The 14,050-nt window shown below is 61.5% G+C and carries 11 protein-coding genes; 5 read left to right on the top strand and 6 right to left on the bottom strand.

From position 1 onward, the window contains the following. The first annotated feature begins 1 nt into the window (after position 1). The 4 genes from BA011_RS23705 to edd all read left to right on the top strand — a co-directional run bounded on the left by BA011_RS23705 (position 2) and on the right by edd (position 5,523). The gene (locus BA011_RS23705; RefSeq protein ID WP_065282228.1) at positions 2–1,300 is read left to right on the top strand and encodes an NAD(P)/FAD-dependent oxidoreductase; all 1,299 of its coding nucleotides are present in this window, start codon (positions 2–4) and stop codon (positions 1,298–1,300) included. 135 nt (positions 1,301–1,435) lie between these two features. Beyond that, positions 1,436–2,911, top strand: coding sequence for a glucose-6-phosphate dehydrogenase (zwf, locus tag BA011_RS23700; RefSeq protein WP_065282227.1), 1,476 nt, complete (start codon positions 1,436–1,438; stop codon positions 2,909–2,911). Positions 2,912–2,921: 10 nt separating this feature from the next. Then, positions 2,922–3,620 carry a 6-phosphogluconolactonase gene (pgl, locus tag BA011_RS23695; protein ID WP_065282226.1) on the top strand — a complete coding sequence of 233 codons (699 nt, stop codon included), beginning with the start codon at positions 2,922–2,924 and terminating at the stop codon, positions 3,618–3,620. 79 nt (positions 3,621–3,699) lie between these two features. After that, entirely contained in the window at positions 3,700–5,523 is a 1,824-nt protein-coding gene (gene edd / locus BA011_RS23690; protein WP_065282225.1) for a phosphogluconate dehydratase, read from the top strand. 80 nt (positions 5,524–5,603) lie between these two features. Here edd and BA011_RS23685 read toward each other — a convergent pair whose 3' ends face one another. The 6 genes from BA011_RS23685 to BA011_RS23660 form a co-directional block, all read right to left on the bottom strand. Further along, positions 5,604–5,957, bottom strand: coding sequence for a hypothetical protein (locus tag BA011_RS23685; RefSeq protein WP_032991295.1), 354 nt, complete (start codon positions 5,955–5,957; stop codon positions 5,604–5,606). 176 nt (positions 5,958–6,133) lie between these two features. Further along, positions 6,134–7,222: an ABC transporter ATP-binding protein gene (locus BA011_RS23680; protein WP_065282224.1), complete on the bottom strand. Its 1,089-nt coding sequence runs from the start codon at positions 7,220–7,222 to the stop codon at positions 6,134–6,136. Positions 7,223–7,240: 18 nt separating this feature from the next. Then, entirely contained in the window at positions 7,241–8,893 is a 1,653-nt protein-coding gene (locus BA011_RS23675) for an alpha-glucosidase (RefSeq protein ID WP_065282223.1), read from the bottom strand. 34 nt (positions 8,894–8,927) lie between these two features. Beyond that, on the bottom strand, positions 8,928–10,091 hold the full coding sequence (locus BA011_RS23670) for a carbohydrate ABC transporter permease (protein ID WP_065282222.1): 1,164 nt from the start codon (positions 10,089–10,091) through the stop codon (positions 8,928–8,930). Position 10,092: 1 nt separating this feature from the next. After that, on the bottom strand, positions 10,093–11,106 hold the full coding sequence (locus BA011_RS23665) for a carbohydrate ABC transporter permease (protein WP_065282221.1): 1,014 nt from the start codon (positions 11,104–11,106) through the stop codon (positions 10,093–10,095). 187 nt (positions 11,107–11,293) lie between these two features. Continuing rightward, the gene (locus BA011_RS23660; RefSeq protein ID WP_065282220.1) at positions 11,294–12,655 is read right to left on the bottom strand and encodes an ABC transporter substrate-binding protein; all 1,362 of its coding nucleotides are present in this window, start codon (positions 12,653–12,655) and stop codon (positions 11,294–11,296) included. Positions 12,656–12,966: 311 nt separating this feature from the next. On the opposite strand from BA011_RS23660, the gene BA011_RS23655 reads away from it, so the two are divergent. Beyond that, positions 12,967–13,992, top strand: a complete 1,026-nt coding sequence (locus BA011_RS23655; protein WP_065282219.1) for a LacI family DNA-binding transcriptional regulator — start codon at positions 12,967–12,969, stop codon at positions 13,990–13,992. Positions 13,993–14,050: the final 58 nt, after the last annotated feature.

The raw sequence follows: 14,050 nt of genomic DNA, 5'->3' as shown, positions 1-14,050 counted from the left end.
CATGGCATTGCAGGAGACGTGGCAGAGCCCGATCGCGCCCGGGCTGTCCTGGTATCAGGCAACCGTCGGGGAGCGGCCCACCTACCCGGCTCTCGACGGCTCGAGAACATGTGACGTCGCGATTGTCGGCGGCGGTTACACCGGCCTGCAGGCCGCCTATAATCTTGCCAAGTCAGGCGTTTCGGTGGTCCTGATCGACGCCTGCCGCTTCGGCGACGGAGCGTCCGGGCGCAATGGCGGCCAACTGGGCACCGGTCAGCGATGGTGGCCGGAAGAACTTGAGGAGAAGATCGGCTACGAACGCTCGAAGGCGCTGTTCGATCTTGCCGAAGCGGCCAAGCGCCATCTCATCGATTTCGCCCGCGAGCATCAGATCGAGATCGACTATGTGCCCGGCCAGCTCAATGTCGCGCACAAGGCAAGCTACAAACGCGACTATTACGAAAATGCCGAAATTGCCGCCTTACGCTACGGCTATCCGCATCTCAGCTTCATGGACGAGGAGGAAACGCAAGAGAGGCTCGGCTCGAAGCGTTTCCATTGCGGCGTGCGCGATGTCGGCACCGGCCACATCCATCCGCTGAAGCTGCTGGTCGGGCTGGCGCGGGTCGCTGCCAATGCCGGTGCTGAAATCTTCGAGATGACCAAGGCAACGGCGATCCGCCAAAGCGGCGGCAAGGTGACGATCGAAACCGAAAGGGGGACGATCACCGCTGAGCGCGCGCTGATCGCCTGCGACGGCCATATCGACGGCCTCGAGCCGGTGACGGCGAGCCATGTCATGCCGATCCGCTCCTTCATCGGCGCCACGGCGCCGCTCGACGGGCATCCCGATGTGCTGCCCGGGGGCGAGGCCGTGGCCGATTCGCGCTTCGTCGTGCGCTACTTCCGCAAATTCGGCAACGGCCGCCTGCTGTTCGGCGGACGCGAGGCCTATACCTCGGACAATCCGCGGGACATTTCGCAGCACATCCGCCGGCAGATCGCCGAGATCTACCCGGACCTCAAGGACATCGAGATCACCCATACCTGGGGCGGCAGCGTCGGCATCACCCTGCCGCGCCAGCCCTTCGTGCGCGAGGTCATGCCCGGCGTCATCTCGATCGGCGGTTATTCCGGCCATGGCGTCATGTTGTCAAACTACTGTGGCAAGCTCTACGCGGAAACGGTGCTTGGAAAATCTCGCGATCTCGACCTCTTCACATCGCTTGATATTCCAGCCTTTCCCGGTGGTGCGCGCATGCGGGCGCCGTTGCTTTTCCTCGCCTTGTCGTGGTTTGCGCTTCGCGACAAGTTTTAGTCCGATTGCGGATTTCATCTTCCGGAAATTCGCTCTAAAACCGGTGCCTGAGAGATTCATTGCACTGCACACTGGCTTTTTTAAATCGATTAGATTAAAAGAGCCGTCAACCAAGCCTGATTGAGAGACAAGCTCATGAGCAGCCAAATCATTCCCGTTGAGCCTTTTGATTACGTCGTTTTCGGCGGCAGCGGCGACCTTGCCGAACGCAAGTTGCTGCCCGCCCTTTATCATCGCCAGATCGAAGGCCAGTTCAGCGAACCAACCCGCGTGATCGGCGCCTCGCGCAGCCCGTTGACCCACGAGGAATACCGCAATTTTGCCCGCGATGCGCTGAAGGAACACCTGAAGAAGGGTGAATATGACGAGGCTGAGGTCGAGAAGTTCTGTGCCCGACTTTACTACGTCTCGGTCGATGCACGCACCGACAGCGGTTGGGATCAGCTGAAGAAACTGCTCGATGAGGGCAAGGAGCGTGTGCGCGCCTTCTATCTGGCGGTCGCGCCCGGCATCTTCGGCGACATTTCGCAGAAGATCCAAGACCACAAGCTGATCACCAAGTCGACCCGCATCGTCGTCGAGAAGCCGATCGGCCGCGACCTCGCCTCGGCGCTGCAGCTCAACGACACGATCGGCCGCGCCTTCAAGGAAGAGCAGATCTTCCGAATCGACCATTATCTCGGCAAGGAGACGGTGCAGAACCTGATGGCGCTGCGCTTCGCCAACGCGCTCTACGAGCCGCTCTGGAACGCCAACTACATCGACCACGTGCAGATCACCGTGGCTGAATCGGTCGGCCTCGAAGGCCGCGCCGGCTATTACGACACGGCGGGCGCATTGCGCGATATGGTGCAGAACCACATCCTGCAGCTGCTCTGCCTGACGGCGATGGAAGTGCCCTCGTCGATGGATTCGGAAGCCGTGCGTGACGAGAAGCTGAAGGTGCTGCGCGCGCTGAAGCCGCTCAATGCCTCCAACGTCGAGCAGGCGACGGTCCGCGGCCAGTATCGCGCCGGCGCATCGGGCACGGGCCCGGTCAAGGGCTACCTCGAAGAGCTCGAAGGCGGCGTCTCGAACACCGAGACCTTCGTTGCCATCAAGGCCGAGATCAACAATTGGCGCTGGGCGGGCGTCCCCTTCTATATAAGAACCGGCAAGCGCCTGACCGGGCGCATGTCCGAGATCGTCATCACCTTCAAGCCGATCCCGCACGCGATCTTCGACCAGGCGGCCGGGCGCATCGTCGCCAACCAGTTGATCATCCGCCTGCAGCCGGATGAGGGCGTCAAGCAGTCGCTGATGATCAAGGATCCGGGTCCGGGCGGCATGCGCCTGCGCAACGTCTCGCTCGACATGAGCTTCGCCCAGGCCTTCAACGTCCGCAATCCCGACGCCTACGAGCGCCTGCTGATGGACGTGATCCGCTCCAATCAGACATTGTTCATGCGCCGCGACGAAGTGGAGGCCGCATGGAAATGGGTGGATCCGATCCTCAAGGGTTGGGAAACGACCGGCCAGCAGGTGCAGGGCTATACGGCCGGCACCTGGGGACCGAGCCAGGCCATCGCGCTGATCGAGCGTGACGGCCGTACTTGGCATGACGAAATCTAGGACGACATCGATGGCATCGACCCTCCATTCCTTCGCCAGCGCCGCAGACCTCGCCGGCAGCCTCGCCGATAAGGTCGCGAATACGCTTTCGGCAGCGATCGCCGCCCGCGGAACGGCGTCCATCGCCGTTTCCGGCGGCTCCACACCGAAGGCCTTCTTCCAGGCGCTTTCGACACGCGACATCGCCTGGGAAAAAGTGACGATCACCCTCGTTGACGAACGCTTCGTGCCGGCCGACAATCCGCGCTCGAACCATCTGCTGGTCGACGCCAATCTTCTTCAAAACAAGGCAAAGGCGGCGCGCTTCGTGCCGCTTTACCAGCCGGCACCTTCCGTCGAGGAAGCTGCAGGACTTGCGACGGCAAAAAGCGCCGAGATCGGCATCCCCTTCGACATCGTCATCCTCGGCATGGGTGGCGACGGCCACACCGCCTCGTTCTTTCCCGGCGGCAGCAATCTTGCCAAGGCGCTCGACGCATCGACGCCGCGCGGCATCATCACCATGGAAGCGGAAGGGGCCGGCGAGCCGCGCCTGACCTTCACCTTCTCCAGTCTTGAGGATGCCGCACTCCTGGTTCTCCATATAGAGGGCGAAGGCAAAAAAGACGTTCTCGCCAAGGCGGAAGGCAGCGGTGAAGAGGCAGAAATGCCGATCCGCGCCATTCTGCGCCGGGCCACTTCCCCGGTCGAGATCTACTGGGCTCCCTGATCCGCCGCAGATCTGAAATTCAGATCTAGGCCGGAGCCGCCGAAACAGATAGAGACAACGAACAAGGCAGGGATTTTCCATGTCCGCTCATGCACGCATTTCTGCGATCACCGATCGCATCGTCGAACGCTCGAAGCCCACCCGCGAACGCTATCTCGAACGCCTGCGCGCGGCCGCCTCGCAGAGCGTGCAGCGCTCGGTGCTTGGCTGCGCCAACCTCGCCCACGGCTTCGCGGTCTGTTCCCCCTCCGACAAGGATGCGCTTGCCGGCGACCGCATCGCCAATCTCGGCATCATCACCGCGTATAACGACATGCTCTCGGCCCACCAGCCGTTCGAGACCTATCCGGCGATCATCCGCGAGGCGGCGGCCGAAGCAGGCGGCGTAGCGCAGGTGGCAGGCGGCGTGCCGGCGATGTGCGATGGCGTCACCCAGGGACAGCCAGGCATGGAACTCTCGCTCTTCTCGCGCGACCTGATCGCCATGTCGGCGGGCGTCGGCCTGTCGCACAACATGTTCGATGCCGCCCTCTTCCTCGGCGTCTGCGACAAGATCGTGCCGGGCCTGGTGATCGCGGCACTGTCCTTCGGGCACCTGCCGTCGATCTTCGTTCCGGCCGGCCCGATGACCACAGGCCTGCCGAACGACGAGAAGTCGCGCGTGCGCCAGCTCTTCGCCGAGGGCAAGGTCGGACGCGCCGAACTGCTGGAAGCGGAATCGAAATCCTATCACGGTCCCGGCACCTGCACCTTCTATGGCACCGCCAATTCCAACCAGATGCTGATGGAGATCATGGGCTTCCACATGCCGGGCTCCTCCTTCATCAATCCCGGCACCCCGCTGCGCGAAGCGCTGACGCGCGAAGCTGCCAAGCGCGCGCTGGCGATCACCGCGCTCGGCAACGAATTCACGCCGGCGGGCGAGATGATCGACGAACGCTCGGTCGTCAACGGCGTCGTCGGCCTGCATGCGACCGGCGGCTCGACCAATCATACGCTACACCTCGTCGCCATGGCGCGGGCAGCCGGCATCCAGCTCACCTGGCAGGACATTGCCGAGCTTTCGGAAATCGTCCCGCTGCTTGCCCGCGTCTATCCGAACGGACTTGCCGACGTGAACCATTTCCAGGCGGCCGGCGGCATGGGTTTCCTCATCAAGGAACTCTTGAAGCACGGCCTGGTGCATGACGACGTGCGCACCGTCTTCGGCCAGGGTCTTGATGCCTATACGGTCGACGCCCGTCTCGGCGAAAATGGTGCCGTCCTGCGCGAGCCGTCGCCGGAAAAAAGCGTCGATCCCAAAGTGCTCTCCAGCATCGAGACGCCGTTCCAAGCGAATGGCGGGTTGAAGATGCTGCGCGGCAATCTCGGCAAGGCGGTCATCAAGATATCGGCCGTCAAGCCGGAGCGTCACATCATCGAGGCGCCGGCGATCATTTTCCACAGCCAGCAAGAGCTGCAGGATGCCTTCAAGGAAGGCAAGCTCAACCGCGATTTCATCGCTGTCGTGCGCTTCCAGGGTCCAAAGGCGAACGGCATGCCGGAATTGCACAAGCTGACGCCGCCGCTGGGCGTGCTGCAGGACCGCGGCTTCCGCGTGGCGCTGCTGACCGACGGTCGTATGTCGGGCGCATCCGGCAAGGTGCCGGCGGCGATCCACGTCACCCCGGAAGCGGTCGATGGCGGTCCGATCGCCCGCATCCGCGAGGGCGACATCATTCGCCTGGACGCGATCAAAGGCACGCTCGAGCTGCTCGTCGATGCGGCCGATTTGGCCGAGCGCGAGCCGGTGACCGTCGATCTCTCCGACAATGAATTCGGCATGGGCCGCGAGCTCTTCGCACCGTTCCGCCGCGCCGTCGGACCTTCGGACCAGGGTGCGAGCGTGCTCTTCCACCACTGAGCGTGGTCACTGGAGACAGACAAAAACCCACGGGGCGCGCGCAGCACCCCGTGGGTTTTTGATTTCAGTCGGATGGTCCCTCAGGCCCGGATATCGAGAACGTAGTCGCGGTGGGCCGGATGGGTGCTGTAGACGAAGATCTTGTTCAGCTCCTTCTGCGTCAGCAGGCGCAGGAAGCGCACGTCGATCGTATTGTTGACGTTGACCTTCATCAGCAGGCAGCCGACCTTGGTGATGCGGGCATCCGGAATATCCAGATAGAACTGCTTCGGCAGGCTGAACTGAGTCAGGATCGCGAGTGTCGCGCTGCTCATCGAGATCCGGACAATGTCGCAGCGGCGCGAAGCCGCGTGCATGACGCCCTTCTCCGTATATTCGATGCGCGCGGCATTCATCGTGTCCTCCATTTTGAACCGCGCCTCGCGGTCGTACATGAAGGATTCTTCCTTGCTCAGGAAATGAGATTTTGGCTGTGACGGATTGGAAGCGGCCACGTGCTTATCCCCCTCATAAATTGACGAGGAAAAGGTAGCAGCCGATCTTTAACAGAAAGTGAGAATTCGGCCCGTCCTGCACAATTCCTGGGGTAATCACCCCAAAAATGGCCGCCTCATTTCCGGTAGGTATGACCGGTTGCATCAAAGAGATGCAACTTCTGCCTGTCGGCGGCAAACCGCATCCGCTGGCCCTTCTTCACATCGTAGATGCCGGGCAACTTGACGACGATCGGCTCGCCGGGAACCAGGCCCTCGATATAAAGCAACGTCACTTCACCGAGCGCTTCGACGATCGACACTTCACCTTCGAAAAGGTAGTCGGCGCCGTCGGCAACCCCGAGATCCTCCGGACGAACGCCGAAGCTTGCCTGCTTGCCCATTTCCGTCGCGTCGGTCGCCACATCCAGCGTCACCGACATGCCGCCTGTCAGCGTCACCGTCGTTTGGCTTCCGGTCCCTGATATCGTCGCAGGGATGATGTTCATCGCCGGCGAGCCGATGAATTTCGCAACGAAGAGGTTTGCCGGGCGCTCGTAGAGGTCCAACGGCGCACCGACCTGCTCGATATTGCCGGCGGAGAGAACGACGATGCGGTCGGCGAGCGTCATCGCCTCGACCTGGTCATGGGTGACGTAGATCATCGTCGTATCGGCCATCTGTTCGTTCAGGCGGGCGATCTCGATGCGGGTCGCGACGCGCAGCGCCGCATCGAGGTTGGACAGCGGCTCGTCGAACAAGAAGACCTTGGGATCGCGGCAGATGGCGCGGCCGATCGCCACGCGCTGGCGCTGGCCGCCGGAAAGCGCCTTCGGCAGGCGACCGAGATATTGGGTCAGCTGCAGGCTCTCGGCCGCCGCTTTGACGCGGCGATCGATTTCCTGCTTGCTTTCGCCGGCGATCTTCATGCCGAAAGCCATGTTATCGAACACGGTCATATGCGGGTAGAGCGCATAGGACTGGAAGACCATGGCGATGCCGCGCTTGGAGGGCGGCACGTCATTGACGAGATGGCCGTCGATATACATCTCACCGCCGGTGATCGCCTCGAGACCGGCGATCATGCGCAGAAGCGTGGACTTGCCACAGCCGGACGGACCGACGAAGACGATGAATTCGCCCTGCTTGATATCGAGGTCGATACCGTGGAGAACGTCCACGGAACCGTAGGATTTGCGGATATCCTTCAGCGTCAGTCCAGTCATTTCTCTCTCCCCTGTTCCTTAGGCAAGACGGGCGAAATACGCCCCCCAGGCCGGAATATCGATCTTGTCGCCATAGTTGTTGCTGGTAAAGCCGTGGCCCGTCAATGCCTGCCATTCTCCCGCAGGCAGAATGACGGCGGCCTCGGCCGGGCTCATGTTGAAGATGCAGAGCAGCTTCTCATTGCCGTATTCACGGGTGAAGAGCAGCGTATCGCCCTGTGTTTCCTCGAACTCGATCTCGCCTTTGGCAAAAGCCGGGTGCAGCTTACGGAAGGCGATGAAGCGGCGATAGTGCTCCAGCACGGAAGCCTCGTCGCCCAGCTGAACGCTGACGGCACGCAGGATATGCTCGACCGGCACCGGCAACCAGGGCTTGACCGTCGAGAAGCCGCCCTGGGCGACCTGGCTGTCCCAGACCATCGGCGTGCGGCAGCCGTCGCGGCCCTTGAATTCCGGCCAGAACTGGATGCCATAGGGATCCTGGAGATCCTGATAGGCGAGATCGGCCTCCGTCAGCGCCAGTTCCTCGCCCTGATAGAGGCAGACGGAGCCGCGCATGGTCATCAGCAACGAGGCATAAAGCTTGGCAAAGGCGTCGTGATCGGCGACCAGCCCACCCCAGCGGCTGACATGGCGCATGACGTCGTGATTGGAGAAGGCCCAGCAGGCCCAGCCATCCGGTGCTGCGGCTTCGAAATCCTGCATCACCTCCTCGACCCGCTCCGGCGTCAGCGGATCGGGCGCCAGGAATTCGAAGGCATAGCACATATGCATCTTGTCGTTGCCGGAGGTGTATTCACCGACGATTTCGAGGCCGCGCTGGCTGTCGCCGACTTCGCCGACGGCGGCGATCGCCGGGAACTCCTCGAGAACGGCGCGGAAGCGCTTCAGGAAGGCAAGGTTTTCGGGCCGGTTCTTGTCGTAGAGATGCTCCTGAAAATTATAGGGATTGACCGCCGGCGCCGTCGAGGCGTTGCGGCGCTCGGGCGCAAGCGCCGGATTGTCGCGCAGTTGCGTGTCATGGAAATAGAAATTGATGGTGTCGAGGCGGAAGCCGTCGACGCCGCGATTGAGCCAGAAGCGTACGACATCGAGCAGACGGTCCTGCACCTCAGGGTTATGCAGGTTCATGTCCGGCTGCGAGGTCAGGAAATTGTGCAGGTAATATTGCATGCGCGTCGGATCCCACGCCCATGCCGAGCCGCCGAAGATCGACAGCCAGTTGTTCGGCGGCGTGCCGTCCGGCTTGGCGTCGGCCCAGACATACCAGTCGGCCTTGGCGTTGGTCTTGCTGGAGCGGCTTTGCACGAACCAGGGATGCTGATCCGAGCTGTGGGAGATGACGAGGTCAATCATCACGCGGATGCCGAGGCGATGGGCCTCGGCGATCATCGTGTCGAAATCCACCAGCGTGCCGAAGATCGAATCGACATTCTCGTAGTCGGAAACGTCATACCCGAAATCGCGCATCGGCGAGGTGAAGAAGGGCGAGATCCAGATCGCATCGACGCCAAGGCTTGCCACATGCGGCAGGCGGGCGGTGATGCCTTTAAGATCGCCGATGCCGTCGCCGTTCGAATCCTGGTAGGAGCGCGGGTAGATCTGGTAGATCACCGCGCCGCGCCACCAGTCCTTGTCAGGGGTCGAGATCGATTGGGGAGCCACGTTCATGGAATATCCTGTTTGAAGTCACGTTCGGGAATGATCAGCCTCCCTTGACCGAACCCGCCAGCAGACCGCGCACCAGGTAACGCTGCAGCCCGAAGAAGACGAGCAGCGGCACGATGATGGTGACGAAGGCTGACGCCGTCAAAATCTCCCAATTGCCGCCGCGTGAGCCGAGCAGCGCGTTCAGGCTGCCGGTCAGCACGATGTGGTCCTTGTCGGTGCCGAGGAAGACCATGGCGACGAGCAGGTCGTTCCACACCCACAGGAACTGGAAGATGGCGAAGGAGGCGAGTGCCGGGAAGGAGAGAGGTAATACGATGCGGACGAAGATCTCGAAATCGCTCGCGCCGTCGACACGGGCGGATTCGATGATCTCCTTCGGCAGGCCGGCGATATAGGCCCGCAAGAGATAGATGGCGAGCGGCATGCCGAAAGCGGTATGAGCCAGCCAGATGCCGGGATAGGTCTTCGACGGCTCGCCGAGCATGTTGCCGATCTCGTTGTAGAGACGCAGCAGCGGGATCAGCGACATCTGCAGCGGCACGACGATGAGGCCGACGACGAGCGCAATCAGAAGCCCGCGGCCGGGAAACTCCATCCAGCTGAGCGCATAGGCCGCGAAAGCGGCAATCAGGATCGGGATGATCGTCGCCGGGATCGTCACGGTCAGCGAGTTGATGAAGGATTGGCCGATGCCCTCGCCAGTCAGAACCGTGTTGTAGTTCTGCATCGTGAATTCCGGCGGCGCCGAGACGGATGCATAGATGCGCCGCGGGCGTTGGTCGGGCGAAAAGGCGGCGTTCTTCACATAGCGATAACTGCCGTCGCTGTTGATCTGGAGGGTTTCACCGTCGCCGAGATCGGCGGTCTCACCGGCCTTGAAGGCGGCCGGCTGCTGCACGCGGTTGCCGAAGGCCTTCACCTCGCGGCCGGTCTGGCCTTCCAGCACATTGCCTGAGATGACGTAGCTGGCGCCCTCTTGCTTTTGCTGGTCGGGTGTACCGAGGCGGACCGCGGCGGTTTGCGTCGAGCCGACGAAGGCCGTCCACCAGCCGGAGACGACGATTTGGTCCTTGTCGCGCAGGGCGCTGACGAAGATGCCGAGCGTCGGGATGAGCCAGATGATGACGATCAGCAGAACGGCGAGATGAACGAAGAGCCGGGCGGGGCCGATCTTGAAGTAGCTTCCGATAGCGGTCATCTCAGTGCCCCTTCAGTTCGCGATTGGCGCGGCGCACGTTCCAGACCATGATCGGCGTGACGGCGAGCATGATGATGATGGCGATGACGGCACTTCGGCCGGAATCGCCGCCACCGCGGAACATCCAGTCGAACATCAGGTTCGCCAGCACCATCGTCTGCCATTGGCCGTTGGTCATGGTCAGCACGATGTCGAAGACCTTGAGGACGAGGATGGTGATCGTCGTCCAGACGACGGCGATGGAGCCCCAGACCTGCGGCACCATGATGCGCCAGAAGATCTGCCAGCCATTGGCGCCGTCGATGACGGCGGCTTCGATCGTCTCTTCCGGAATGCCGCGAAGAGCGGCCGACAGGATGACCATGGCGAAACCGGTCTGGATCCAGATCAGAATAATCATCAAGAAGAAGTTGTTCCAGAAGGGAATGGAGATCCACACCTCCGGCGTGCCGCCGAAGGTCTGGACGATAGCGTTCAGCAGGCCGATCTGGACGTCGTTGCCGCCGCGATACTCATAAATGAATTTCCAGATGACCGAGGCGCCGACAAAGGAGATCGCCATCGGCATGAAGACGATGCTCTTGGCGATATTGCCCCACCAGATGCGATCGGTCATCACGGCGATGACGAGGCCGAAGAAGGTGCAGGCAGCAGGCACCACCGCGAGCCAGAGGATGTTGTTGAAGATCGACTGGCGGAATTCGCGGTCGCCGAGCGCCCATTTGTAGTTGGCGAGGCCGACGAACTGCAGACCGGCGCGGTCGTAGAAGGAGAGGATGAAGGTCGCAACGACGGGATAGACGAGATAGACGATGAGCAGGAACAGCGCCGGGCCGATGAACAACCATGGCCGGATCAATGCGCGGCGGTTGAGATTGCGCGATGCGGCGCGGATGTCGCCATCCTTCACTGGCAGTGCGAGATCCAGGATCTTGTTCGAAAAATAGAAATAGGCCGAACACGCGATCACGGCGGCGACCACGACACCCAAAGCGGACACTATCTGCGACAGCATTTCGTCCCTCCCCTGCTTCCCCTGATCTTATTCCGATCGGTTTTTAATTCTGACGGGTCGACCCCGGTCACCGTCAATCTCTTTGATTGCCTGATCACAATATATGCTGCGATGGCCGGGCTCTTTGCGAACCCGGCCAGTCATGCAAGCCATGCCGCCGGCAAGCCGGCGGCATCATTTTGAAGGATTACTTGATGCCGTCCCAGGCGCTCTGGATTTCGCCAGCGGCCTCTTCAGCGGACTTGCCGCCGACGAAATCGACCATGCCCGTCCAGAAGGCGCCGGCGCCGATCTTGCCCGGCATCAGGTCGGAACCGTCGAAGCGGAAGGTGGTGGCGGAGGTCAGGATATCGCCTTCCTTCTTCATCTGCGGGTTGGCATAGGCCTCAGTGCTGACGCCCTTATACGGCGTCAGGAAGCTCGACTGCGCCATCCAGACCTCATGGGCGATCGGAGTCTTCAGGAAGTCGATGAAAGCGCGAGCAGCCTTCGAGTCCTTGGCGATCGAGACGAGCGTGCCGGCGCCCAGAACCGGCTTGCCGAGTTCGGGATGCGAAGCAAAGGTCGGCATGTAGAAGAAGTCGGCATCCTGGCCGAGCTTCGTGCCTTCAGGGAAGAAGGACGGGATGAACGAGGCCTGATGGTGCATGTAGCACTTCGGCGGAACCGCGAAGAGGCCCTTCGGGCTGTCGCGGAAATCGGTCGAGGCCACGGCTGCGACGCCACCATCGACGTATTTCGCGTTCTTAGCGAACTTGCCGAACTCGTCGATCGCGGCAACGACGGCCGGATCGGTGAACTTCAGCTCATTGGTCGTCCACTTGTCGTAGGCTTCCGGCGGCTGCATGCGCAGCATAATGTCCTCGACCCAGTCGGTCGCCGGCCAGCCGGTGGCGCCGCCGGAACCGAGACCGATGCACCAGGGAACGCCGCCGTCCTTGACGATCTGGTCCGTCAGGGCATGCAGTTCTTCCATGGTCGTCGGGATCTTGTAACCGGCTTCCTCGAAGTTCTCCGGAACATACCAGACCAGCGATTTTACGTCGGCCTTATATGGGAAGGCGTAGAAGGCTTCCTTGCCATCCTTGCCCTTGTAGGTGCCGTAACCGACCCAGCTGTCGCCGGCGCCGTAATTGTCCTTGATCCACTTGGAGTTGTCATCGCCGAGCGGCGTCAGGAAGCCCTTGCTGGCGAGATCGGCCAGGAGGCCGGGCTGCGGCAGAACGGCGATGTTCGGTGGCGAGCCCGCCTGCGTGTCGATGACGATCTGCTGTTCGTAGTTTTCGGAAGAGGAGTATTTGGCATCGATGCCTGTGGCTTCGGTGAAATAGGCAAGCACGCTCATGAAGAACGCCTCGTCCTCGCCGCGCCACGGCCCGAAGATCGTCAGCGGCTGGCCCTTCAGATCGGCATGAGCAGCCTTGAACTCGTCATAGCTCTTCCAGTTGAACTTGGCATCCTGTCCCGGCGCAAATTTCAGCTCGGCCGCAGACGCAGCACCGGCAAAAAGCGCTGCCACGGCAACGCCCATCAAAAATGACTTTTTCATGTGATCATCCTCCCATCACAATCCCAACGGCGCCGATTTCCCTCAATAAAGAAATTTCAAAGCGCTTTGACACCCAACTCATTCCACTTTCGGTGGAATGGAGTCAAGTTAATTCGCGAAAACCCGCCGTGAAACATGCTGGATATCGCGGCATATCGCGGCGCAACAGCGCCTATCGGGAAATATGGAGCGATTTTCCTTGAGTCAAGCGCGCCAGATGATACATATTTGAAAGCGCTTTGGATGCCACTGGGAGGCGGCAGGTCTTTTTGAAGACGGCTAACGGGCGGGGCTGGGAGGAAGCATAGCAGGTGAATCTCAAACAGCTATCGGAATTGCTGGGGCTGTCTCAGACGACGGTGAGCCGGGCACTCAACGGCTATCCCGAGGTCAACGAGGCGACCCGGGAGCGCGTGCTTCAGGCTGTCAAGGAAACCGGATACAGACCGAACAAGGCGGCGCAGCGGCTTGCGACCGGCAAGGCAGGCTCGATCGGCCTCGTCATGCCGACGGCGCCCGGCCACCAGTCCGACGTGCATTTCGGTGAATTCCTGGCCGGGCTCGGCGAAGAGGCCGTGCGCCACGACTTCCACTTCGTCATCATGCCGGCCGACCCGGATGACGAGGTCGCGGCGCTGCGCCGCCTTGCGATCAGCGGCAATGTCGATGCCCTGTTCGTCGCCTATATGCGCGGCCACGACCCGCGGCTCGCCATGCTGAAATCGCTCTCCATTCCCTATGTCGTACACGGCCGTTCCTTCGGTTCGGAGCCGGATTACCCCTATCTCGATATCGACAATGAAGGCGCCTTCTACGATGCGACGCGGCTCTTGCTGCAGCTCGGTCATACGCGCTTTGCGCTGATGAACGGGCCGATGCATCTCGATTTCGCCATCCGCAGGAAGAACGGCGTCCTATCAGCCCTTGCCGAGCGCGGGCTCACGCTCGAGGAGGGTTGCACGAGCCACGCGCTGATGACGGATGAACAAGGTCTGCTGGCGATGGAACATTTCCTGCAATTGCCGGAGCGGCCGACAGCGATCCTCTGCTCCAGCACAGTGCTGGCGCTTGGCGCGATCCGCGCGGTCAACCAGGCCGGATTGCGGCTCGGTGAGGATATCTCGCTGATCGCCCATGACGACGTGCTGCCGCTGCTGAAACCGGAAAGCTTTTCCGTGCCGCTGACGACGACACGCTCTTCACTGCGGGCGGCGGGCGTTCGCATCGCACAGCGGCTGATCGGCACGGTAAAGCAGGCCGGCCCCTTCCCCGACCAGGAGCTCTGGAAGACCGAGCTGATCGTCAGGGCCTCGACCGGTCCCGTTCCCCAGGTCTAAAATCTGACTCCTGTTCTACATCATACAGTTAGAGCAAGATGTCGCCCAAAAACCGCTC

This window comes from Rhizobium leguminosarum (genome assembly GCF_001679785.1).
Lineage (GTDB): Bacteria > Pseudomonadota > Alphaproteobacteria > Rhizobiales > Rhizobiaceae > Rhizobium > Rhizobium leguminosarum_R.
The sequence above is the reverse complement of the archived record's forward strand: the minus strand, read 5'-3'. Positions and strand labels throughout refer to the sequence as shown.